This window comes from Mesorhizobium sp. M0437, from assembly GCF_040321335.1.
Taxonomy (GTDB): Bacteria; Pseudomonadota; Alphaproteobacteria; order Rhizobiales; family Rhizobiaceae; genus Mesorhizobium.
In genome coordinates this window covers 1-23,377 of record NZ_JAMYRK010000038.1, presented here as the reverse complement: position 1 = coordinate 23,377, position 23,377 = coordinate 1, and the positions used below count along the sequence as shown (strand labels likewise).

At 58.8% G+C, this 23,377-nt stretch carries 18 protein-coding genes and 4 pseudogenes; 11 read left to right on the top strand and 11 right to left on the bottom strand.

Translation table 11 applies throughout. The features are described from left to right. The first annotated feature begins 38 nt into the window (after window positions 1-38). Complete coding sequence (locus NKI72_RS21975) at window positions 39-4,028, top strand: nSTAND3 domain-containing NTPase (protein WP_352850873.1); 3,990 nt, start codon at window positions 39-41, stop codon at window positions 4,026-4,028. 417 nt (window positions 4,029-4,445) lie between these two features. Continuing rightward, window positions 4,446-4,964, top strand: a complete 519-nt coding sequence (locus tag NKI72_RS21970; RefSeq protein ID WP_352452661.1) for a hypothetical protein — start codon at window positions 4,446-4,448, stop codon at window positions 4,962-4,964. A 452-nt stretch (window positions 4,965-5,416) separates the two neighbouring features. Here the strand turns inward: NKI72_RS21970 and NKI72_RS21965 are convergent, their stop codons facing one another. The 3 genes and pseudogenes from NKI72_RS21965 to NKI72_RS21955 form a co-directional block, all read right to left on the bottom strand. Then, a complete protein-coding gene (locus NKI72_RS21965) occupies window positions 5,417-6,307 on the bottom strand; it encodes a hypothetical protein (protein ID WP_352452660.1) in 891 nt (296 codons plus the stop codon). Window positions 6,308-7,094: 787 nt separating this feature from the next. Further along, window positions 7,095-9,644: a tetratricopeptide repeat protein gene (locus NKI72_RS21960; RefSeq protein ID WP_352452659.1), complete on the bottom strand. Its 2,550-nt coding sequence runs from the start codon at window positions 9,642-9,644 to the stop codon at window positions 7,095-7,097. Between the two features lie 404 nt (window positions 9,645-10,048). Further along, window positions 10,049-10,927: pseudogene (locus NKI72_RS21955) on the bottom strand (class I SAM-dependent methyltransferase). Between the two features lie 1,102 nt (window positions 10,928-12,029). On the opposite strand from NKI72_RS21955, the pseudogene NKI72_RS21950 reads away from it, so the two are divergent. Then, window positions 12,030-12,262 (top strand): annotated as a pseudogene (locus tag NKI72_RS21950) (aminoglycoside adenylyltransferase domain-containing protein); the annotation flags it as partial. Window positions 12,263-12,295: 33 nt separating this feature from the next. Further along, window positions 12,296-12,515: pseudogene (locus NKI72_RS21945) on the top strand (transposase); the annotation flags it as partial. A 140-nt stretch (window positions 12,516-12,655) separates the two neighbouring features. Here the strand turns inward: NKI72_RS21945 and NKI72_RS21940 are convergent. Both NKI72_RS21940 and NKI72_RS21935 read right to left on the bottom strand, forming a co-directional pair. Continuing rightward, complete coding sequence (locus tag NKI72_RS21940; RefSeq protein WP_352452689.1) at window positions 12,656-12,862, bottom strand: hypothetical protein; 207 nt, start codon at window positions 12,860-12,862, stop codon at window positions 12,656-12,658. A gap of 239 nt (window positions 12,863-13,101) precedes the next feature. Next, window positions 13,102-13,341 carry a hypothetical protein gene (locus NKI72_RS21935; protein ID WP_352452658.1) on the bottom strand — a complete coding sequence of 80 codons (240 nt, stop codon included), beginning with the start codon at window positions 13,339-13,341 and terminating at the stop codon, window positions 13,102-13,104. A 295-nt stretch (window positions 13,342-13,636) separates the two neighbouring features. Between NKI72_RS21935 and NKI72_RS21930 the strand changes: the two genes are divergently transcribed. Both NKI72_RS21930 and NKI72_RS21925 read left to right on the top strand, forming a co-directional pair. After that, entirely contained in the window at window positions 13,637-13,888 is a 252-nt protein-coding gene (locus NKI72_RS21930) for a DUF982 domain-containing protein (RefSeq protein ID WP_352781306.1), read from the top strand. A gap of 700 nt (window positions 13,889-14,588) precedes the next feature. Beyond that, the gene (locus NKI72_RS21925; RefSeq protein WP_352850870.1) at window positions 14,589-14,807 is read left to right on the top strand and encodes a hypothetical protein; all 219 of its coding nucleotides are present in this window, start codon (window positions 14,589-14,591) and stop codon (window positions 14,805-14,807) included. Window positions 14,808-15,371: 564 nt separating this feature from the next. Here the strand turns inward: NKI72_RS21925 and NKI72_RS21920 are convergent. From NKI72_RS21920 to NKI72_RS21905, 4 genes and pseudogenes are all read right to left on the bottom strand, one after another. Then, the gene (locus NKI72_RS21920; protein WP_352850868.1) at window positions 15,372-15,824 is read right to left on the bottom strand and encodes a hypothetical protein; all 453 of its coding nucleotides are present in this window, start codon (window positions 15,822-15,824) and stop codon (window positions 15,372-15,374) included. A gap of 799 nt (window positions 15,825-16,623) precedes the next feature. Next, window positions 16,624-17,304, bottom strand: coding sequence for an outer membrane protein (locus tag NKI72_RS21915; RefSeq protein ID WP_352452654.1), 681 nt, complete (start codon window positions 17,302-17,304; stop codon window positions 16,624-16,626). Between the two features lie 548 nt (window positions 17,305-17,852). Continuing rightward, window positions 17,853-18,016: pseudogene (locus NKI72_RS21910) on the bottom strand (IS5/IS1182 family transposase); the annotation flags it as partial. Beyond that, window positions 17,980-18,303, bottom strand: a complete 324-nt coding sequence (locus tag NKI72_RS21905; RefSeq protein WP_352779558.1) for a cytochrome P450 — start codon at window positions 18,301-18,303, stop codon at window positions 17,980-17,982. The pseudogene NKI72_RS21910 and the gene NKI72_RS21905, both read right to left, overlap by 37 nt. Window positions 18,304-19,020: 717 nt before the next feature. Here NKI72_RS21905 and NKI72_RS35475 point away from each other — a divergent pair. From NKI72_RS35475 to NKI72_RS21895, 3 genes are all read left to right on the top strand, one after another. Further along, window positions 19,021-19,143: a sunset domain-containing protein gene (locus NKI72_RS35475; protein WP_502904520.1), complete on the top strand. Its 123-nt coding sequence runs from the start codon at window positions 19,021-19,023 to the stop codon at window positions 19,141-19,143. Between the two features lie 808 nt (window positions 19,144-19,951). Continuing rightward, complete coding sequence (locus NKI72_RS21900; protein WP_352850866.1) at window positions 19,952-20,821, top strand: site-specific integrase; 870 nt, start codon at window positions 19,952-19,954, stop codon at window positions 20,819-20,821. A 12-nt stretch (window positions 20,822-20,833) separates the two neighbouring features. Next, window positions 20,834-21,016: a hypothetical protein gene (locus NKI72_RS21895; RefSeq protein WP_352452652.1), complete on the top strand. Its 183-nt coding sequence runs from the start codon at window positions 20,834-20,836 to the stop codon at window positions 21,014-21,016. 16 nt (window positions 21,017-21,032) lie between these two features. Here NKI72_RS21895 and NKI72_RS21890 read toward each other — a convergent pair whose 3' ends face one another. Together NKI72_RS21890 and NKI72_RS21885 are read right to left on the bottom strand one after the other, a co-directional pair. Beyond that, window positions 21,033-21,638: a hypothetical protein gene (locus NKI72_RS21890; RefSeq protein ID WP_352452651.1), complete on the bottom strand. Its 606-nt coding sequence runs from the start codon at window positions 21,636-21,638 to the stop codon at window positions 21,033-21,035. Window positions 21,639-21,659: 21 nt separating this feature from the next. Beyond that, window positions 21,660-21,773 (bottom strand): hypothetical protein, encoded by a 114-nt coding sequence (locus tag NKI72_RS21885; protein WP_352452685.1) that lies wholly within the window; start codon window positions 21,771-21,773, stop codon window positions 21,660-21,662. Between the two features lie 166 nt (window positions 21,774-21,939). Here NKI72_RS21885 and NKI72_RS21880 point away from each other — a divergent pair, with 166 nt between their 5' ends. Together NKI72_RS21880 and NKI72_RS21875 are read left to right on the top strand one after the other, a co-directional pair. Beyond that, window positions 21,940-22,347, top strand: a complete 408-nt coding sequence (locus NKI72_RS21880; RefSeq protein WP_352850865.1) for a hypothetical protein — start codon at window positions 21,940-21,942, stop codon at window positions 22,345-22,347. Window positions 22,348-22,589: 242 nt separating this feature from the next. Then, window positions 22,590-23,078: a hypothetical protein gene (locus NKI72_RS21875; protein ID WP_352850863.1), complete on the top strand. Its 489-nt coding sequence runs from the start codon at window positions 22,590-22,592 to the stop codon at window positions 23,076-23,078. Window positions 23,079-23,377: the final 299 nt, after the last annotated feature.

Genomic DNA, 23,377 nt, shown 5'->3' with positions numbered 1-23,377 from the left:
ATACCAAGCGATTGCGCTTCAACCCGTCGGACCCGCCCTTGACCAATAGCGCGGACGCAAAACGTCTCCTACGAGGCGCCGCCGCCGCTCAAGCGGGTTTCGACTATCAGCTCGACGTCTCGATCCTCGCTGCCCTGCAACTCCTCCTCATCTCCAAGGCGGCTACGCGCCTCGTACTCGAGCCAGCGAACGAGGAGGATTTGGAAGCGGATCTGGAGCCCCACGTGCCAGGACGCCTACAACCCAGAGCGACCGTCGCAGGCGGGTACAGGCTTGTCGTCCAAGTCAAAATGGACAACGGCGAACCCTGGTCGGTCGAGGACTTCGAAGCCCTGCTCAAGCACGGCTCCGACAAAACGGGGGGGCGCCGAAAAGCACTGCATCATCTCGACGAGCCGAACACTCGCTATCTGCTCGTCACCAATGCCGACGTAAAGGGCGTCGCGCGTGGACTGCTGGTCGAAGGCTTCGAAGAGGTCTCCGATAAGGCAAGCTTTCCGTCGAGCCTGCACGCCACATTGAAAACGTCGCCCGAAGGCCGTGTCGCGATCTGGGGCAAGCTCACCGAGAAACAGCTCGCATCCGATATCCGAGCGCTAATGTCGGACCTGTTGCACGTTCCCAAGGTCGAGCAGTTAAATCTCCTCCAAAAGCTGCGTCTCGAAGCCAGGCGGCGGACCCGAGGCAGCACGCCCGGTCTATGGACGAGCGATGACCTTCTCGCAACGGTGCGGGCGCACGGCGGGTTCTTGGCCAGCTCTGCCAGCCTCGAGCATTTCGTGCCCCCTGCGAACTTTGACGAGATGCTCAAGGTCCTGAACGACAAGAACGCAGTTGTCATTCGGGGACCCTCGGGCACAGGCAAGACGCAGGCAGCGCTCAAGCTATGCGATATCGCGCGTCGGCGTAATGGTGTGCTGGAGGTCGTCACTGTTGGGGCGGACGATGCGCCGACGAGCGTGCGTAAGGTCGTCAACAATGGACCGACACTCTTCTATGTCGATGATCCATGGGGCCAATTCAGCCTACGCGGGGGCAGCGAAGCTTGGACTGAGCAGTTGCCACGCCTCCTTGCCAAGGCTACGCCGGATCATCAGTTCGTCATCACGTCCCGCAGCGACATGATGCAGAGCGCCAAGGTCAGCGGCAGCCTCAACGCGTGGTCGGTCGAGCTGGATGCGGGCCAGTACCGGGACGGTCAACTTCGCGACATTCATGATAACCGCATGGATCAGCTACCGGCCGCTCTGCAGACCAAGGCGTATGCGTTTCGCAACGGGGTGCTCGACAGGCTTGGCACGCCGCTTGAGATCGAGCTGTACTTCGCGCATATGCAAACCGGCCCCGATGTCGGCGAAGAAGACCATGTCTTCTTTCGCCGGCTGCTCGAACTGGCGCAGCGCGATGCGGTGGAAGGTGTTGTCTTCAGAGCCCTATCGTCGATCGACACTTGCGGCACGTCAGCCATCGTTTGGGCGCTGCTGGCGGCACGCGGTCAATTCGACCGCAGCCGACTCCACCCTCTCCAGCGCGCGCTACGCGGGCTTGATCGCGCACTCGGCGACGGCCTAGACCGTCTTATAGACCGCATGGTCGCGGCCCGCCATTTGCGTCAGCCGGCCCGCACCATCGCCTTTGCTCATCCCAGCGTCCGACAAGGGTTTGAAGCCTTCGCCAGGGACAACTGGGGCCAGAGCGAGTTTGCGATCGAGACTCTTATCGCCGCGCTCGTGCAGTTGCCGTCAGCGCATCGCGGTTGGGGCTTGGAAACGGCAGCTCGAATTTTTGAAGTGACCCGGTCGTTCGCTCGCCGAGAGGACGTTGAGCGAACCTTCGACATTGACTCCGGCAGCCACGAAGCGATCGATGCCTGGTTGGACGAAAGCCTGATGGATCCGGCTTCCAAGTTCCCACCTTTGCTGGAGCTGGCGTCGGAGGTGGGCAGCGATGCGTCCATACCGAGCCGCGTCGCGCGATGGCTGTTGAAAGGGACGCAGCGGGGTGCTTCGTTCTTCATCCGTAACTGGCAGCCACCGACCTTTGACGATGCCTGGTACGATATCGTGTCCGCGAACCCAGTCGCAGCCAAAATCGCCGACCGATTTATTCGCCAGGTGCTTGGTTTCGACCGAGGGAACTATGGAACGGGCTTCGCCAAGCGGCTCGATCGGTTGGCACCCAACCTGACCGCCGCCTATCTCGAGGCCGCGCGCCAGATGGTCGGCAACGGCTTCGAGCTCAATGCCGACGCCGTCGCGGCCGGCGCCGTGCGCGACCTAGATGGATTTGAGAGCGTCGTGCAGGCTGCGCTGCATGACCTCGCGAGCATCCACCGTCAGCACGTTCAGAGCGGCCGGGAGGAGTGGCGCGCGATCGAGGATGGCGAACGCGATCATGCCGTCGAAGAGGCCGCGCAGTCGCGCCATGAAGGCGACGGTTACACATCCGGCGTCTTCATCGACGCCTACATCCGCCAGCTCCGCAAAGAGGGTCGCTGGCAGGTCCTCGCCAACCATCCGCGCGTTGGGGAACTGGTCCGTGCCTGGGCGCAGGCCCTCCTGACGTCCCCCGCGTCGGCGGGTGAAGACGAGCTTTGGGCCATTCTCGCTGTGGGCAAAGGCCTGGATGAGGAGCCGTATGTCTGGGCGGCAGTGCGAGAGCACTGGCGCGCATCGCTGGAGCCTGTGCTTGCGGTGCGGATCGGCTCTGTCCTCTCTGACGTGGATCTGCGTGACGAACTTGCGCTCACAGCTTTGAAAGTCGCGCCAAATGCACTGGTCGCCGCGTTCCAGGTGAATGGCGAGCAGCCTGATCGACAAGTCACCCTGCTCACAGCCATGCAGCGCGCCCGCCGGCGCCTTGGGAAAGACAGTCACGCCAAGCTTAGGCGCATCACTGGTGCACTTCCAAATGAGCTCGGGGAAATCCTAAACGCACTTCCCACCACCAAGCGGAAAGCTCGCCGGGTCAACGGACCGGCGCTCGCGCTCCTGGCGGGCTGTGCATCGCAACTTGATGCGGAGGCGCTTGATCTCGTGGTGCCGGTAATCATCGAAAGCAGAGGCGACGCCTCGCCAGCGATTGCTCAGTGGCTGACGATTGCCAGCCGCAAGGAGCATGCCGTCAGTGCAACTGAGGCGGCGATTGCAATTGGCGATACCGCCCTTGTTCAAGCGGCGCTGCGGCACCAGCGCGCGGATGCGCGCCGTGCGGCACTACTTCATCTGGCGCCGACATTCCCGGATCCTTTGCCGCCTGCACTCCTCGCCATGGCATCCGATCCCGGCAGCCGCGTTCGCCGCGCTCTAGTCGCTCTGCTCGCAGAACGGCCGCATCCGGATCACCTCAACACGCTGTTGGCTTTGATCCACGACACTTGGTCGAGCGCCGAGCCGTATCACGACGAGCCAGAAAGCTTTGATATCGCGCAGGAAGCCGTCGTTGCCCTTGCCGCCAACGGTTCCTTATCCGATGCGATCGGCGATACGCTTATCGATCTTGCCAATACGACCGTCGACCGAACGCTCAGCCAATACGCCCTGATTGTCGCAGCGCATTGCTGCAGCGCTGGAATCCAGCAGAAGATCTGGAACCTCGTCAACATCCCGGAAGCGCGCTGGATCCGGCTCGACGCCCTTGATGCCTTGGCCGATGCAGAGTCCGTGGACCCAAGTATTGTCGGGCGTCTGACACCCGCGTTTCTACTTAGGTCCCCGGCAATCCTCGCGGCGCCAGCGGCTCATCTCGTCGGCGCCCATGCCTCGGCGGAAACTGCTCTTAAAATCTTCGAGCGGGTCGCCAGTTCGAACAAGCGACGCGCTCTGCTGCTCGTCGGGGCTAACGCCCTGGCCAGGCGTGACCGGACCACTGCCGAGCGAATTATTGATCTGTTGGAACCCGATCATCCTGGGCGTCAATTGTTGGCAACGGTCGAACCTCTCCCCGCCTCCATACTGGACGATCTTGGCAAGATTCAACTACGAGAGGCTGTCCGAAAGCGGCTAGGTGATCGCATTGCTGGCTCTTGACCTCTGAGCATCCAAGTCTGCAGCATCGAGTTCGACGTCGCTTCCTACCTCGACTGAGCGCGCGCGAGAGGAATATCGATGCCTGCCAAAATCAAGCGGCGCGAGCGTCCGCTTCTGGCATGCGGGCCGGCCGTCTCTGCCGACCGAAGTGAAGGCGCCAAGTTGCCGTGGCAACTCAGATGCCTGCTTCTGGAAAGCGTCATCATAGCGGCAGCAACCGAATGGGGCGAAGCGCCGACGTCCCGACTTCCCAAATAGTTGCCTGATGCACGTAATCTAGTCTTCTTGCTCACCAGTGCTCCCCACACTGTCGTGCCTTGGAGGGTGGCCAACGTAACTCTTAAGATAAGTGCCAAGATCTGCATTTCCGCGCCAATGGCCCTCGATCCACCGGTCGGGGCCTAGGGAGGGTTTTAAGTGCTTCCGAACGTAGTGCAGCTGATGTTCACGGTGCGTGGCGTTTGCGCCGGCAGGGGCGGCACCATGAACTCCGGGCCTGATGTGACACTGATGCCACTTTGCCTCTGGCGCGCCGACGCCGCATTCTGCCGCAAGTCGCAGTACCCGTTTGTCGGTATCGCGAGTTCGCCGGTCTATAAGGCCGGGTTGGTTGATCAGGCAAAGGAACTTCTCAACCAAAAGGAGGCCAGCGTAAATGCTCGCGAACTTTTCATCGGACGGAAGAATGTCCTCACCGAATGTTACGTGGTCCGAGCCCCGTTGAAATGCGGCCTGCCATGCCACAGCGATCCTGCCATTTTGTTCAGCGATGGCATTGACCGTTACTCGGCCATCACCTGCTCGTTCTTGGCAGGCGAACGCGATACGCCTTTCCCTAATCACAGTTTCAATAAAGGTTCGAGGGGCAGGAAGGCGCGCGTTTGCGCTAAATCCGCTGCCTGGCGGATCAGCCCTGCGCATTTCCAGAGCCATTGATGTCAGGGCCGAACATTCTAGGAATTGTGAGGCGGCCAATGCTCGCTGACTCTGCTCATCACCCATTCTGAAAAGCCTAGCCGCTAATGGGGTCATTCAACCTCTCCACAGTCAATTCATTGCCCGCACTTAGGCGTCGTCAGTGTCACACGAAGCTCCGATGTTGTGAAGATTTTGATGGTTGGCAAGCGTGGCTGCTTTGGGGAACCATTGGAGCCAACCAAATAACCGCAATGCGGCGCAACGCCGACATGCCGGAAAGGGGCCGGTTCCAGACTGTCCGCTTCAGGCACCGAGGGTGGGATAGCTGCCATTCGTCGCGAGGCACATAGAACGCCTGCTTCCGGCCCAAGATTGACAACGGAAAATCACTGCCTCTTTGGATGCAGATGGACGTGGCGCATTCTCATCCGGAAAACAAGGATGGTCTTTCGTTCGCCGCCCACCGCGCGTCAGTGCTTGACTCCCATTCGAGCGCGCAGCGTCGCTGTGACGTGATCCTCGTGCGGCTCAACGAAATCGATCGCGTAACTATTCCTCGATTGAAGGCTGATCGTCATCCAGTTCTCGCCACCTACTAGGACGCGAGTGACAAGCTCGGCGACCTGACTGGCCTGCTGAACAGTCGCCGGATCGAGTTTGAAATCGTCATCGAGCAGCGTGCGGACGTCCCATAGGGGTACGGTCCCATGGTCGACGGGGCTGCGTCGCATCGCTCCCGTAAGGATACCTCCATCGATAGCGCAGGACAGCGAAGACATCTTCAAGAAACTCAACCGAGGGTCAGGACGCGCAAGATCGGCAGCAACAGTCGCGATATGCAGAGCAGCTAACCCAGCCTCGGGGGTACTCCATTGCTCAGAACGCTCGCGTAGGCGCCCGATGGTGTGATCGGAAAGGTAAACAGATGGGACGACATCAAAAGCGTCGCGCTTGCTGCGCTTCGTTGTGAAGGTGGCGCATAGCGCAGTTACTCCGCTTTCGTGCTCCAGCCCTTCAAGCGGATGGCTGCCATGCACCAGCATGCGCAGATCGAATATCGATCTCTGCCGGCTGCCTTCCGAAAATAGCGCGATGCGAAAACCACGATCAAAGGGAGAGAGGCGCTCCATACGAGTAGCGGCGGCATCAAGAAGCTTTACCCGTCGCGGCGGCGATCCTTCATCCATGAACGCGTGACGTAGCGCCACTTGCGCATCGCGCCACGTCGTCGCCTTGCCGCCGGGATCGAGCATAGGCGCGCCTATCCTCTCTCGTCGAGCAATCTCGTAAGCCAGATTTTTCGCGTAGATGCGCGCTTCGGTACTCAGTTTGCCAGGCGACTGTCTCATGACGGCATCCATAGCGCATTCCCACCATTTGGGTATAGGCGAGCGGATCTTGGCTCGGCGGGATCGAGAGGCGACACTGCGGAGCGGGGCGGATAGCGCGCACGTCGCGCGAATAAAAACAGAGCGCCCCGTCGCTGGGACGCCCTCATGTCGGCCTTCGTTGAAGCGAGTAGCCATGGGGAGTTCCTCTCGTTGAAGGAACTTCATCGTCTGATAGCAGCCTTTACCTGCTCACGGACGATGATTTACCGCAGCCCCACAACTAGGCGACCCTCCCGCGGAGCGGGTTTGTACATGAGGCGCCTTGCGCCCGGCAGCAGCCTTGGGGCCGGAAGCGGATTGGCAGGTTCAAGCCTCGAATTTTAAAGGAGCGGACACAAGTCGGCGCGAACATCGTCGTGGCATGAACCCAAACCGGCATACAGCGGATTCCCCGCTCTGAGATCACTCAAGACTCCAGAAAGTCCTTAATAGGTCAGCTGATCGATGGCAGGTTCACGTCCAAATCGTGCATATCAATCGCTCCCATGCCGCTCCAGTCGGTGTCGGTCGGAGAGAATCATCCAGTGAAGAGAAGGGGCGAGTTTGTGCAAGATGACCTGCCACGGGTAATTCGCGCGAGACAGGAAAGCTGGTGGCAGCAGCGGAATCGGCCGATTGCCCTGAGGTAAGCCCTTTCACCAAGGTCGCTCGAGAATCGGCCTTCCGGATAACCTCGACATGATCATCGCGTTCAAAAACAACGCCAATGCACCTGGTGCTCGAGCCAAGGTTGCTAGCAAATACCCTGCGGCTGAGCTCAAATCAACGCAACCCCTTCCGCCCAGGTCCGGCCCGTCTGATCGGAATGAATGTCGTAGCAAACGGTCCGACCCTCGCACATGTCCGTCCACAGTGTTGCAGTCACCGCACCGCGACTGACATATGTATCGACGCCAAACGTGTCGCGGAGAAAGCCGAACTTGTCGGTCCTACCTTGCGGCTTCATTTGGCCCGACCGGTCGCGGATGACTTCGGTGCCTGCCCCATCGCCATTCTCGGTGGCGATGTAGCGAGGAGAGAGGTTGCGTATGAAGTAGGCTGTGCTCTCCAGTAATTCGGAATTCGTAGAGATCGGAAGCAGCTTTAGGGTACCGATTATCTTTTGTGCCTTTGAGAGATGATCTATCATGAGGTTATCCACTACCTCAGGCTTGATCGTCTTCAAGAAGTCGTGGAGTCGCTCCACTGCATCGAGCGCACCGCGTGGATCACTGGTAGAGAGTAGATGGTCGGCCTGGCGCACATGCAATTGGGCTTGCAGATCGTTGACAATGATCTCGTCGCGGAACGTCTTGAAGCCTGCTTGCCATGCGGCATCGATGTGCCGCTGTGCCCTTTCGAAGTCGTAGAGAAACATATTTGCGCGCGAGACCTCGCGCAACACCGTCGTTTCGTTCGGGTCAACTACAAGCGCGGCGTCAAATTGATCCCGCGCCGCGGGGTAGTCCCCGTAGCTCCGCATCAGAAAACCGCCGTAGAAAAAGTGCAGCTGAGGTTGCTTGTCAGCGATATCGAAAGCCGCCTCATAGGCTCCCGAAGCACCTGTTACATCACCTTGTCGATAGTAAATGAAAGCCAAAACACGATATACCTCAAAGTAATCCGGAGATGATATTTTCAGTTCATTGATGATATCATGCGCCTCGTCGAAGCGCGACTTCAGTGCTAAGCTCACCGCATGCCTCAGCCGTCGCGTCGCAATCGCTTCGGACTGTGTGCGCACCACGAAAGACCGAGGGTCATACCTGTTACGCTGCGCTGCGCCGCGCTCCTCCTGAAATGCGCCGCTGACACCACGGAACCTAGCAAGGATCCCGTCCGCGTCTTGTGGTGTGAGCTTCAGCACGCGCGCGATGTACGATCTCGCGAACGGTTTGAGGCGGTAAAGCCGCTCGTATTCCGACGAGTCCGTCTTTTCGATCAGGCCGAAGCGCATGAGCTCGGCAAGACCTTCCTCGACCCGTGCAGGTTGAAGGAAGGAGATGTGCTGGAGAATGGTCGCGGAGATCGCTTGAGGTACAACCGCCATGATGGAGAGGACTGTACGCGAGCTATCACAAACCCGCTCAAACACATTCTCCATGCAGAACTTGAGCGCGATCTGCGGGTTAGCTGTAATCTGGGCCGGATCCAGTCCGGTGGACACGCCGATCGCGAACCACTTCACGAGCAGGGGCTTGTGTGCAAGCCGACTTAGGTGCCGACGCAGGGTCTGCTCCGATAGCTTACGTAACGCAGTAATGTCGTATGCCTCGATCAGACGGCGAAGATATGTCAGCGATTCGCCCTCGGAGAACGCAGGGACCTTAACTGAAAGGTCTCCTCCAAGCGGGACACGCGAGGTGAATACGATCTTGCTTTCCCCGGGCACGTCGGCCGCGAAATCGACCAATGTCTCATCGAGAACTGTTTCAAGATTGTCGATCACCAAAAGGACCTTGTTCTGTGCGAGCAGCCGCGTGACCCGATCGATAGGCGAATCTTCACCTGCCTCAAACTGTTCTGCCACCTCTTCGAACAGCCCCAGCGACGAAGTTATGGCGCCTTCGATACGCTCAATTTCATTGGTGGTCAGGCGATTGGCCTTAGCGGAAACCCATACGAAGGCATCAAAATCGTGGTCGTTAGTTTGCAGAAGCCCATAAAGGGTCTGGAGCGTAAGAGCTGTCTTGCCATCCCCGCCGTCCCCCAAAACGGTGACGACGGGATGGCGTCCAAGGATCTTTTTCTTTAGCTCCTTCTCCAAAGCTTTTCGCGGCTGGAAACCGGTATCGTCGTAATCCGGCACGGGAAGGTTGTTAAGCACCTCTCCAGTGATAGGCTCGTCCCACAGCGAAACCGAGACCGACAGTAGCGCGTTGGGATCCTGTCCATATTCTTTGTAGGTCGAGTACAGGGTCGGCCAATAGCTGGGCGCCGACAGGAAGTTGTGCGCGATAGAGAAGCCGACGGAATACTCTTCCGTCGTCAACGGTCGCCCGTGCATCGTAGAGTTTCTAATAGGGATCGCCTTCTCGAAGGCGCTCCGGTTCTTCAAATAGTATTCAGCCGAGACTTCATCGAGTCGATCCTTGTGACGAAGCAGGATCGAATATTTGTCGCCAAGATCCAGACCATGCAGCAGGTCGTGATCGCCTCCGGCAACGTCTTCGCCGCGGGTCAGCAGGCGCAGCTTGGATTTCTCGCGCTCCTCGGGAGTCAGTATCTCAGCGGTATCCAAACCGCAGACGCTCCGAATGCGCGATACGAGGTCCCGCTCGATCGCATCGAAAAAGATGAATAATGCTACACGCTGATAGCTAGCCATTCTCCCCCCATAGATCCCACATTTCGCAGACAGCGCCGCCTTTGCGAACCGCAATTACGATCAAGAATCCTTCATCCCACGAATCCTCGCTGCGCACCAACAGTCTGGCACCTGGGGAGGTCGAGAACAATGAACGAAGGATAGTGCTTTCGGCACCGCCGCCGGACTCGTAGTGCCACGGCTGCTTTCAGGAATCGCTGCAGACCGCCTGAGTGACTGATATAGGCGCAAAGCTGTCATTCGTGGCCGACCGCTTTGATCTGCGGACTTGTCGATTGGTTGCACTGGCGCTTCCGTCGGACGAAGATTGACCGGCGGGATGAGTGGGCGTGGCTGTCTGTTGTCATCCGAGTCCTGCAGGGCGAGCTAACCAGCGGACCGGGCCCACGGTGTAGATAGCGAAACTACGCACTCGTCTGCATCGAGCTCAGTAGGCGTCGCTCATCTTCAACAATATAATCGCGGATGATCGGGACATCGTCACGGCGAGCCGAGATCAGCATCTGGAAGACAAAATTTGAACCGTTTAGGAAACCGAGTTCGGCCGACGCCAGATAGAAATCCCACATACGGCAGAATCGTTCGCCCATCATGGCGACTGCCTCCTCGCGCCTGGCCTCATAACCGAGACGCCAATCGTGGATCGTCCAGTAATAGTGCAGCCGCAAATTTTCGCAGTCGGCGCACCAGATCCCCGTGCGCTACGGCGCAGTCGTGCCAGGCGGTGACATGCGTCCGATGGCATGAACCAATGCGAAGCCGCCCTCCTTCAACAATCTACTGATGATCGTGAAATAGCTGTCGAAATGAACGACGCCCACGTGCTCCATCATTCCGATCGAGACAACACGGTCGAACTGCCCGCTGACCTCGCGATAGTCGACCTCGCGAAAATCGATCTGATGAGCGACCCCGGCCTCGATCGCTCGAAGCCGAGACGCCGCCAATTGCTCCGTCGAAACGTTGATCGCCGTGACCTTCACGTCGCAATACTTGGCGAGATAGATGGCGAGAGCGCCCCAGCCTGAGCCGATTTCCATCACATGCATGCCCGGCTCTAGCTTGAGCTTCGCGGCAATGTGGCGATGCTTGTCCATCTGCGCTTGCTGCAGACTGTTGTCCGGTGCCGTGTAATAGGCGCACGAATAGGTCATTGTCTCGTCGAGCCATAGCTCATAAAATTTCGTCGGGATGTCGTAGTGATGCTGAACGTTTTTGGCGGCGAGACCGAGCTTGTTGTTCTGCTGGCGCCGGCGCAACGCACGCCAGACTTTCCGCAACACCTTCTGAACAGGGTGGGCTGCCAACCCAGTGCGGTTGACGGAAAAAAGTGACAAAAGGTCAAGTGCTTTGCCACCGTTCTCGATCACCAAGCGGCCATCCATGTAGGCTTCGGCCGCTTTCAGTTCCGGATTGAAGAAGATCTCGCGTTCGACCGCTTTGTCGGTTAGGCGGATCGTCACGTCGGGCCATCCTGTCCACTGCCGAAGGCTTGCCTGAAACCGTTCTCGAATATGACAGTCAGGCGCCCGTTTTTTACAAAACGGGAGAGCAGATTTGGCAGCAGACGCATTGTGGCTCGTTTTCTCCTCACTTGCCCCGTAAGTATGACTACCCGATGTCGGTACATCAATACCGATCTGGGGGCGGAGAGGGATCGGACTACAGAAGTCTCCTCCCAATGCCGAAGTAGCGACCCATCCGGGCAGCCTTTCCCGCGATCAGAAATGTCTGCTTCTGGTTTGAACCCAATACCCCGTCATCCCGTGTTCATGATTTGTGCTTCGAAAGTCGCATAAATGGCAGTGTGGAATGCGCAAAGCAGCAAGAGGAGTGGGGCCCCGTTCATAACGCGTAAGCCCCGCTAACATCGGCTGAGTCCGCAATTCAGCTAATCCGGCCGTGCTTCCGATGCGACGGCGTCCAGGAGCAGGGTAACCTCGACATTGACGTTGGTAATGGCTTGCGAGTGAAGGGCTGATTGGCCCAATCGGCGATGGAGACTACCAATGGGTAGTCCTCAACCGGCACCTCATGGATCTTGATCGACGTTCCCGTACGATTCCAGCAGCAGAAGCAGAGGAGTCATCCCCCCGTCCGATTTGCTCGCGATCGCGACAATTCGCTGAACATCCGCATGGCTGTCAGGCGAACATTGAAGAGTATTCGGGCTCCAGATTTATCGGCGCAGTCGCCTGCTACGCAATCGAAGCTGGCCGCTGGAAAATCTGCAGCTTGGACAATCATCTCGATCAAAACCGTTTCAATTTGTGGCGTGCTACCCATCCAGCAACGTAGTCGGGAGACTCCCGCATAAATCAAGCAGGCGTCGTGGCGTATCCCCGGAGATCATCGGCACAGGCGGTCGGGCAATGAGTTTTTGTGTGGTTAGGGGAAGCATTCGAAGCAGGCGAGATTCTACAGCTTGTCTTGGACCCTGAACTCACTCTGGTGTTGGCGCAGGCCCGGCAAGAAGCTCGCCCCTTGCTCGGCCCGACCGCAACCAAGAGCTTCTGCCGGAAATCCCTGCGGAGCACGTTCGCCGCGCAATGTGCGATGCATTTCCTTCACTGCTCGATAAGGTGACAGGTGACGAACGAAACGTCCTACTGACACTCCACATCGGGCCGGATTCTGATTCAGGGCTCTCCATGAGCCGATATGGTCTGACAGACCTTGAATGGTGATCGAGCCGCTGCTACCCAACAAGCCAGAGGTGTGCCGCGTGTTGATGATCGGCGCGTGCTGAACGGCATCTTCTGTGTGCTGCGCTCCGGTGCCCCATGGCGCGACCTGCCTCATGGCTATGGCCCGCGCACCACGTGTTGCAACCGCTTCGTCCGATGGCGAAAAGCAGGTGTGTGGCTGCGCAGTAATGAGTCTACGGCCTAAGGTTTGCGGAGCCTCACGCCGGCGCCGGCGCCGTTCTCCGGGATGAACTCGACGCCGGCGGCCTAGAGGGCGATGCGCAAGGCAGCAACGTTCGCTCTTGCGCTCGCGACTCCCGACCCTCAGTTTGAGCAAACGTAGGTGTGTTCAAACTCCGGGCGCCAAATCTCGACGCTGGTTTTGATCTCGCAGGTCCGGCCAGTTTGAGCGAGGTACTGCAGGGCGACGGCTTTGTGCGCAGCAACCACCGGATCGAGCTTCACGAGCCCGACTGTTGCGCCACTGATGATCGCCGGAGCGGCAATAGTGCCTGGCGACGGTGTCGTCATGATCTTGCGAAGGTCCGGACGATCGAAGACCCAGAATGAACCGCCAACGGTCTGGGACGACGTGCTTGGGCGCGACAGAAGCGCTGTATGGTTTCAGCAAGTACCCGCTGTTCTGGCAACCGGCAATCACCAGAGCTGCGGCCAAAACCGCGATCATTCTTCCCCTGCCCATAGCGCTTTCCCCCATCGCCTTCGGATAGAAGCACAGGCTATTTCCCAGTCGATAGAACGGTTCGGCGTCAGCCGGGACAGGCCCCAAGCGCCTTGCAAATAAGCGAGACCAGTCTGTCGCGCGCCCGCTGGTGGAGAGCATCTTTTGGGCGCCGTGCAAGGAAGTCGTCGAGGCTCATCCAGTCAACGGGATTTGTGCCGGCGCCTAGCCGATTGATCTCCACATAGAGATGCAGCTCTTCAGGCAAGAAGACGACCCGCCACGTTCCGTTGGGGTCGCTGGCGAGGCTATGGGCAAGAACGGTCATGACGATCACTCCTCTTGCCCAGCTTCGCCGATCTGCACGCGAGATTTCCATCCCCAGAAATGAGTATTGACTTCCGTCTGCGGATGCCTGCGCCGGCAAGTGGCCCGTAGCGATAAGGACGGTTCTCGCTATTTGAGGACCGCAACGCGTTAGCGAGTCCAGTCTGAGCGATCAAGCCCGCGCTCTGGACGAGGTCCCATCCTCACAGAATGTTCGCCCACCGGGACAAACGTGACGCAACGGAACGGAGGGTTCACCCGTAAGGTCTTGGGAGGTTGCGAAAGGAGACCAGCATATGACCTGCGAACGAGACGTCGGCACGTTCGAAGAGCCCGTGACCGTTTTGCTGTCCTCGGGCAAAGTCAGTGTTTCGAGCACCCGCGAAGCCGCCGAAATGCTGCTTTACCGCTGGCCCATTGGAGAAACCGGCCGCCGCATCCAGGCTCGTATGGCATGCATGAAGGTGCTCGGCGGCGGCAGCGCACCGGAGGTAGCGCGCGTGGCATTTCTCAGCGCCGCCAAGGAAGCGAAAATCCTGAACGCTTGACATCTCGTCAACGCGTGCCCCACCACTGTCCATCGTGCATCACTCTTGCAGCGGCTGTTGTGCAAACATCGTGCGTCGATCATGCGGAGACGCCGAATGCTTGCGCGAGAAGGCTGGAGTATCTCCGGCCCCTGTTTCGAGGCAAGAGTTCGCACGCGCGGCCTCGTCGAGAAATTCCGCACGTATGGGCATGTGTGGGGCCCTGTCGGGCCGCGACATCTACTTAATGTCTATTTTAGACAGTCGCCGCGACCATAACTTTTGATAACAGGTCAGGGTCGCGGGATGCCGAGCCGCTTGAAATACCGAGTTACGTCCGGATGCTCGCGATCGTCCCGCCTCAACCGCGCAAGCGCGTCATCATCGCCGGCGAGCGCCATAGCCAAACCGGGAGCGCTTATTCTCCACGGAGCACCGGGCATTGTCTGGTTGTGAAGACGGTGCTTGATCACCAGCCGCCTGAGTGTGTCTTCGCTTACGTTGTAGTCGTACCTGAACAGATCAATGGCCCTCTGGACCGTGATCGCCTCTGCCCGTGGGATCTAGAGCGGCCGAAGCCGTTCGCCTGTTGCCGGCGCTGTTTTGACACGGCGCGCATTGGTCATTCGGCCCATCGCGCTTTTCTGCGGCCCGCCGTTTCGCCCGACATCAGGGAACGATATCGCCCCCCATGTATTAGAAACCCATGGACACGGACACTATGGAACCCCACGGCCACGGGATGGCGGCCGATCTTTTGACATCGGAACTTGCCAATGCCAGGCAGCGCATCCACCGGACCGAGCTCGCGCTTCAACGCACTGAAGAAATGCTGGCGGAAAATCTCGCGCTGTGCAGCAGGATACGAACTGCGGTCGAGGCTGCAGACGGCTTGGTGAAGATCGATCCCGCCAGCTTTGAAGGACGTCGCGCGGGTTGAACTGGGCCGGCGTTTCATTCGCCTTGCGGCACCCTGCCGCAAGAGCCTGCCCGTTGGCATCACAGCGTGAGCAAACATTGGACAGAAGCATTCCAACGTTCACGATGTGCAACACCGACGCTAGATAGACACGAATCTTCAGTTCAAAGAGCGAGGATCAATGCTGCGGCAAACGAAGGGGGCACGGGGGGTCTTCGCGCGAGCCAGCCTATCCGATCTCCCGCTCAGAAATTTCTACCAAATATTCCGACCTCCTGATGGAACCCGTTCGTTGCGGGCGAGTTACGGATCATTGGGACGGACTTCCCGAACGTGACAACGAGCAACAAAGCAGACCATCAGTCTGTCTCCGAAGCGTTTCGGAAACTGATCCGTTCCGAAGGCTATCGTCATAACGTACAAACGTTCGTAAATCTGGCGGTCGAACCAGAACTGCCGCCAACCCTACAGTCATTACTTGCGGCTATTGATCGGGCCAAACAGGGGCCGACGGAAGAAGTCCCTTAGCGGGCTGGCTGAGCGTCAAAGCGAAAGAGTACAGAGGCTCGCTCCGTGCTTGGTTCTCTAATTCCCGCTCAGAAATTTCTGCCAAACATTCTTCTTGATTTTTCCCGACAGAAGACCATGAATGTCCCCTTGGGTTTCGTCGAGCCCATCCTGTGCCGGCTCCACCATAGTTTCAGACGTCACCTCGTCGCCTGGCACGTCATGCGTCTCGGCGTCATCGGGATTGGCGTCTCGCGGGTTAAGATAACCCTGCGCGCCTTCCGTACGCGTTTCGGCGATGGTGTCGCGATCTCTTGCAGCACGGCAAGCGCTGCGGCTGGATCTTTTTTGGCCGGCCAGTGCACCGCACGCATGCCGCCGGTTTCGGTATTCATGTTGAGAATTCCCCAGGTTTGAATTCCGGCTGGCAGGCCGGGTAGTCCCATGATGCGATGCGCGGAGCGGGTAAAGAATAAATCCGAAGGAGGCTTGGTGCGCTCGAGGCGCGGTTCCGGCGAGGCCGGTCTTCATCTTCCCCAACGCAGCAAAGGTCGCTCTGTCACGCTATATACGGGTGAGAGGCAAAAAAGCAGGTTTGATTTTCGGAGAAATCAAAGGCAATCAAAAAAATTGCACGTGAGGGGATGCGGGTGCGCCGGAATCGCATCTGGCAGAGAATGGGATGCCCCCACCCTAAAAACTTTCTTATCCAGAATTAGCATCGCTGTTGGGCCGAGCTGGTGCGCGTATCGGCCTCACTAGCGATTGCAGTACCCCTTGCGCGCTTGCGCGCACGCGGGGGAATTCCTGTATAAGCGATAACAGTCGACTTGGCGACCGGTCCTTACTGTCGTCCAGGTCGGCGACCACCCCTATGCCACCTTTCTATCTCGCCGTCTCGCTCGTTATTAATCTTGCCCTTCGTGGGAGGGCTGTGTGGTGTTGGAAACAGGTGAGCAGGAATATTATCGGCAGCTTGGCGGCATGAAGAAATCTTAAAAAATGCATTCCGAGATACGTTTCTGGATGTGAAGCCAACGACAATCTTCAATTTGATTCGTATAGAATCGCGTGTTGTGAACGCGTAGTTGAGGAGCCCCCGAAATGAACGCAAAGCTCAAAAGCAAGCCCGTCGCAAGGTAATTCTTCATGGATATCTTAGTAAAGAACCGTTGAAAGATATTGCGACCAAGATCGGATGCTCACTGGCGAGTTTAAGAGTCAGCGCCAGTAAACTCGGTTGCACTCGAACCCCGACGGAGGCGGCGGAATTTCGCGGGGCTTTCATATGCCGGAACGGCGTAAGAACTGCATTCAAGGCGCTGCTCAATCAGAACTTATAGGCGATGCCGATCCTGACCTCGTTTAGCTTGATTTTTTCGTGCTCTTCCCAGCCTGGATCAGTGTTGTCGGTAGCCGTGGTGATCTTGCCCAGGTCGGTGTAACGATATTCGACCTTGCCGAACCAATTACTGCTGAAGGCGTAGTCGACGCCAGCACCAATCGTCCAGCCAGCCTTGACTTGCGACTCGGAATCCGTTGCTCCGCCATCTTCGAACTTCGTGCGGATATGCGCTACCGCCAAGCCACCGGTGACATAGGGCAGCCAGTTGTCGAAGGCATAGCCCAAGCGCCCGCGCAATGAGCCTTGGGCGTTGATACGGGTGTTGTCGTCAGTGCCGAATGGCCAGTCCGGGTTGTGGCCGATAATCCCGGAGGCCTGGACGTCACCTTCAATGCCGCCGATAACGCTGCCCCACTGCATATTGTAGCCGGCAAAAACACCACCGGTCACGCCCCGCATCTTGAATTTATCCGAGTAATCGGTGGACCCGTCAGCGAGGTTTTCGTCTTGGATGTGGTCTCTCCCCCAGGCGTAACCGATCTGGCCGCCGACATAGCCGCCCGTCCAATCATACGTGGAAGCAACTGGAAGCTCTTGGACCACATCTGCCGCCATCGCCGACGTGAGCGTTGCGCCGAGAATTGCGGCTGCCAAAACAAATTTCATTTCTGTGTCCCCACCAGCCCGACGGAATGCAACCGACAAGCCGGAGCGCGCAATCTCACCGTGTGTTGCAGACAAGCAACAAGCGGTGGGCCGGAGCGGCCAAGAGGACAACCGCGGAAGGGCCAAGCTACCACCAACGGCAGCACCGCGGGACGGTATTGGGCCGGGCCGCTGGTTTGTCCCGATCGGAATCGTCGCCGGCCCCCGACCAGCAGATGCACTCTTCCTGCACAGCGGAAGCATCGTCGGGCGGATCGGGAGGGAAGGGGCTTGCTCGCGGTCGGGAGTGCTGCACAGCTCGACCAGGCCGAAATTGAGGTTTGACAATTTCGAAGAAAATCCAGCAGAATCAACGGACCATTTCGAGTAGGTTTGACACTGTAACCCTTTGATATGTCGCAGGTATTCTAAGACCTCCGAGCATGCCATAAAGCATGTGGATATCGCACTGCAATCGCGACAGTGAGGCCGTAGGAGAGTCAGGACCGATGACCTCGACACCAACCGTGCCCGTTGAACTCGACAGGTTGATCAACGACTTTTCGCGGCCGCCAGATCAGTTGTTCGCCTGCTGGGCAACGATAGGTGTCGGTTTCAGGCTGATAGATGAAGTCCTGCTTGCCAAAGCGCCCGTCCGCCTTCGCCCTGAGGTTAAAGGCTTGAGCACGATCGGCGTCACGCCAGCGGCTTCGCAGGCAACGATCTCCTCACCCACAGCGCCTTTACATGGCGCAACGCGAGCCGATGTTTGATATAATTGTCATGATCTTTGACGAGGATTGTCTCGATAGCCTCCACATCGCTGACCAGAAGAGCGGGCCATCCGGCAAGATTGAGCCAAACGAGATCGCCATATCGACGTGCGGTTTCAGTGATGAAACCGAGCTCGTCTCTGCCGAAAGCGACCAGATCTCCGAGGAAAGGCAAGCCTTTCGGCCCGGGCGGTCGAAGCGAACGGGAAGATCCAACGCGGCTCTGGAGAGGGCTGGAGAGGACCATGCGATCCGCCTAACTTTTCAATAGTCGAAGCCCTTTACCGGAAGCATGTGCCTACCGTCCTGAAAGGTCAAATCAAGAAAGGCCGGTGTGTCTACAAGCCCGGCGGTCTGGCCCGGTGGCGAAGAACAGGCTGGTCAGGCCTTCGACCTCGGTCGAAATGGACTTTCTAAGTTGAACGCATCCGGAGAAATCTTCGGTGACGAAGCCAGAGTGGTATGATGGACAGAGAGTTAGAAGGACCTAGGCGGCACGTATAGGCAGATTGTGCTGTCGGGGCCAGGTTGCACTTCACGATGCCGGTTTGCCGTTGCTTTTTGGGTATGGCACCAATGGAAACGCATGTCGTGTGATCGACGCACCCTGTTGTCCGCGTAAGGCAGCAACTCACCGGAGGGCATTTTGAAGCCCTTCCTTGTTTCGCGCACCGCGCCATCTGGGATCGGCTCACAATGCTCGTCTTGGCAGCACTGCTTTTCATACCAGATGTCATGGGCCGATGCCGGCGGCATCCCGAAAGTGCAGGCGGTGGCTAAGATAGTGCCCAACCCGAGGGCGCTGCCGTCCCTTCTCAATAGCCGGATCATTAACTACATTAGGCTTATCTTATATAACGGCGCAAGCAGAGCTGCAGCTGTGGGCGGCGCGTTGGCCTTTGCTCTTCGCCACGGGGAACAGCGGGTGCAAGATTAAAGACAACATCCAGCCGAAGGCGAGCGCATCTATCACCGGTCAGGGCAGAAATTCTACGACGCGACCCGGATTTCGGAATCAAAAGGCGAACGGTGGTTTTGCTCAGAAGCAGATGCCCGTTCGGCGGGGTGGCGAAGATCGAAGCGATAGGAATTTCGGGCAGGGGAAGCCGCTGTGCGTAAGTCCATAGTCGTGTGGACGATATGCGAATGGCGTGGGGCGTGGGGGAACTATGAAGCAATCAGTGATTAGCCTGGTTACGGCTCTGATCTGGCGACGAATTCGAAACGGTCAGAACGGCTTTTAGGGGCTGCGCGTCGGGGCGTGGGGGGCGCTCCTGGAGCATGGTCCTCGGGGTCTAACCCAGAAGCAACGTTTCGCACTCGCGGGGGAATACGCCAAGGCCTTCCGGCGGCACATGAGGAAGAGCCGTTTTACGCTCCTCCAAGTCTCCCCGTCTCTGAGGCCCGTGCGGACGATGGCGGGGTGCTGGCTAGGGCGGCGGCCTCAATGCCTCCCAGCGAACTGGCCGAGCTTCGGGGCGCTCTTCTGGCCTACTTCAAGGCCGGGGAGGATGAGCGGGTCAGGTTGGCCCTCTCCCTATTCATCAAGTTCCCAGCACTCCAGGCGAGCCTGGGGCCAGACTTTGTGATGGCTCTGGAAGGAATGCATGGGGCTGACGCTGATGCGGCCCTCGCGGCTCGTGGGCTCCTGGTTACGGAGGAGGCGCGGCGTCTCCTGACCTTCGAACTAGTGGACAATGATGGGGGCTGCTCGGCGGGGCCTAGTGGCGCGGAGCGGCGGCGACTACAGGCCGGTGCCTGAGCTTGAGGGCTCTCCCGCCTTCGTCCTGGAGTCAGTGCCCGTAGGGGCCGCGCAAGGCCGGCCCGTGGTCACATTCGCCACGATCATCGATGCTCAAGCCACCAAGCGGAGTGCGGGGCAGGGCTCCAAGTCGATGCCGGAGAAATCGGTCAAAAAGTACAAGCGGATAGCGGAGTCCTTTGCTCGCCACCGGGGCTCATCCAACGCGGCGACCGTGACAGTGCACGAGGTCGAGGCCTGGGCGGATGCGATGCTGAAGGCGGGAGAGCCCTCCAATCGGTCCATAGCGGACAGGCTCGTCAACCTTGGGACCATCATCAACTGGGGCAAGCGCTTGAGGCAGTACCGGGAGGCCATGGCGGCGGCGGAGACGGTGTCGGGCAAGGTGGAGCTGCCAAGCTATATGGAGAAGCCTGGCGGGGAGACCGCGTATAGGCTTGAGGAGGCCCGCACGGTTCTAAAGGCAGCACGGAGGGAGACCGACTCAAGCAAGCGCTGGTTGCCCTGGCTGTGCCTCTATGCAGGGCTGCGGATAAGCGAGGCGAACACTCTGAGGAAGGCTGACTTCTTTGAGGCGGAGGGATCGTGGTTCCTCAAGGTGACAAGCGCCGGTAAGCGCTCCCTCAAGACGGCTAGCAGCGAACGGCGCATTCCTGTCCATCCGGCCCTGGAGGCTGAGGGTTTCCTTGAGTGGGTGAGGGCGGCTCCTTCTGGCCAGCTATTCAGGGACGGCGCAACGTCGCTCATTGGGCGGTGGGTGAAGAGCAAGGCGGTGGGCCTGGTCCGGCCTGGGGTCGCTCCTAATCACGGGCTGCGCCACCTCTTCGTTGACCTTTGCCGGCGCTACGGAGTGGAGGACAGTGCTCGGGAGTATATGGCGGGTCACTCGTCCCCCTCGGTTCACGTCAAGTACGGCTCCTCAGATGCCATGTTGCCTGGCCTGGCGGCGGAGATGCTCAAGATTGTGCCGGTGCTTCCACCGCCTACCAACAGTGCCAATTGAGGGGGACTACGCATGGAAAAGTTTCTAGTGCCGGGTGCCATCATCGTCGCATCCATCATCGTCGCCACCACGTTCCGCGTTGAGATGCGGCCCCTGCTGGGGATGAGCGGTGAAAGCTACCTGATGCAGGACCGGTGGACGGGCGTGGTTTCGCGCTGTGGGACGTATGCGCGTGGTTGTGTCGCCCTCAGGTAGGCAGCCCCTGGGTTCGCTACTCCAAGGCGTCTCCAGTGAAGATGGAGCGGAGCAATGCAACCTCGCGGTCTCCAAGAGCCTTGGCAGGCCACGCATCGCCGGCTGTTATCGACAGTGCACTTAGAAGGCCTCCGGCAAGCAACAGGTCTTCGGAGAGTGCCTCCATGTCAGGGAGCGTCACGTAGGGCAGCTCCTTAGCCTTGCCCCGCCTTAGTTCGATTTGAATAGCCGGGAACGCCTCCCCGTCACGAAAATCCATCGTCCACTTGATGTCGGAGTGGGCAACGGCATTGCGGTATCGCTGACAGTCTTCTGCCCTGAGCAGCTTCTGGGCGAGCCTCTCGGCAACGGACGTATTGACCTCAAGCTCTGAGAACTTGGCGGCAAAGAGCTTGCGCCTCTCGCCGTAAGTGTGTGGCAAGCGCTCGCCCTCCGGCAGGGGCAGATGGCGGAGTAGCTGCTCAAGACGTACGTTGAAAGCGTTCTCGAACATACCCCAGGAGATGATCGATTTGCCTATCTCCGTCGCAAACGCCTCGGAGGGTATGCCAAGGTAGATGTCGCCGCGTGTGCGCCGCCCAAGGTTGATGACTGGAGTGGTGAAGGAGACTGACTGCGGCACGGGACCATCCATACTCTGGGCTCACGGTTCGGTGGGGGCGATGGCCACCCGATCCAGCACCCTCATTACCTGAGTCGCGGACCACTTGCCTCCCCGGGAGGTCTTCGCCCCCATGTCGTTCATCGTGTCGGCGATGGCGGTGAGGGTGATTGGACATACCGACAGCGACCGTGCGAAGAACCTGGAACTAACCCAGCATGGCTAAGCGGGGCAGGACCCGGACAAGGCAAAGAGGGCGCTTGTGGAGGCCATGAAGTTACCCACTTAGCGATTGGTCAGGTTGGAGACGGAGAGGGCTGCTGTGGAAATCAGAGGGCTGGGCGAGCGCTTTGAGGCGCTCTGCGCGGAATTGTTTTTCGCTATTGGGTACCAGATTGCGCGGCAGTGGTCCCCGCTTACATCAGCATCGCAGACTGCGGATATCCATGCGAGCAAGAAGGAGGACAGCATTGTCATCGATACCAAGGTGGTGCCGGCGAACCCGCCCACCCTTCGTGAGTTGCGAGATGTTGTGGCGCGGTCCAAAGCAGTCCTTTCAAATGTCGATTCATCCAGCATGCATTACGTCCTGCTCAGCTGTAACGTCGAACCCGCCCACCGCGAATGGCTAGAGAGAGATTTCGAAATCGAGATATGGGACAGAGGGCAGATCGAGCGACAGCTAAGAAGGCTCCCGCCGAAACGCCTTGGACTGACTAAACGGTTTTGACAGTTCTTTGGGGAATTGGCCGCTGTAGAGAGGATTGGCGAAAGTGCTCGGCGTCTGGCGGAGAGGTCGAAGGCGACCGACTCCCGGTTCTCCGAGGACACTCCCGATTACCTTGAGTTCGGTGAGGCCGGGCTCGGCTTCTCCGAAGAAGGGCCGCTTGAGGGGGCCTACGGGACAAGCTCAGGAGCATTCAGCCGGGACGAGAAGATGCTAAGGCGTACGAAGCGCTCCTACAGGAGATTGTGAACTATCTATTCGGCGATTATCTTGTCGATCCTCGCCCCCAAAGCCGCACCGAAGACGGACTGGATATTCTTGATCTTGTTTATCGGGTACGAGCTGGTCATCCCTTTTGGGATACGCTTACAAGAGACTTTCGGACCAGAGCCATCATATTCGAGTGCAAGAACTATTCCGATGGTATTACCCCAGGTCAGATTTACTCCACGGAACGCTATGTGAACGCTGCGGCCTTGCGTTCCGTTTGTTTCCTAGTAAGCCGCGCGGTGCCGCATGAAAATGCAGAGCTGGCAGCGTTCGGGGCAATGCGGGAAGGTGGGAAGTTGTTCGTGCTCTTACACGATGCTCACTTGGAAGAGATGTTGGCGATCCGTCAGACCCAACGCCAGCTTCAGGCCAAGGAGGGCTCGCCAGTACGCGACTTCGCCAATGATCCTTCGGAGATACTGGACCAAGCCATTTATGACTTTCTTACCCGTATGGGGCGCTAGACCGGACTCCCACAGAAGGTCGATCACGCGAACGCTCTAATTTACGTGGCAGCGGGCGGACTTCCCCCCTTGGGGTAGGGGCCACCCGTGAAAGCGCCTCGGCCTGCGGCCTCCACCCCCAGCGCCTCGGCCTGCGGCCTCCACCTCCAGCGCCTCGGCCTGCGGCCTCCACCTCCAGCGCCTCGGCCTGCGGCCTCCACCTCCAGCGCCTCGGCCTGCGGCCTCCACCCCCAGCGCCTCGGCCTGCGGCCTCCACCTCCAGCGCCTCGGCCTGCGGCCTCCACCTCCAGCGCCTCGGC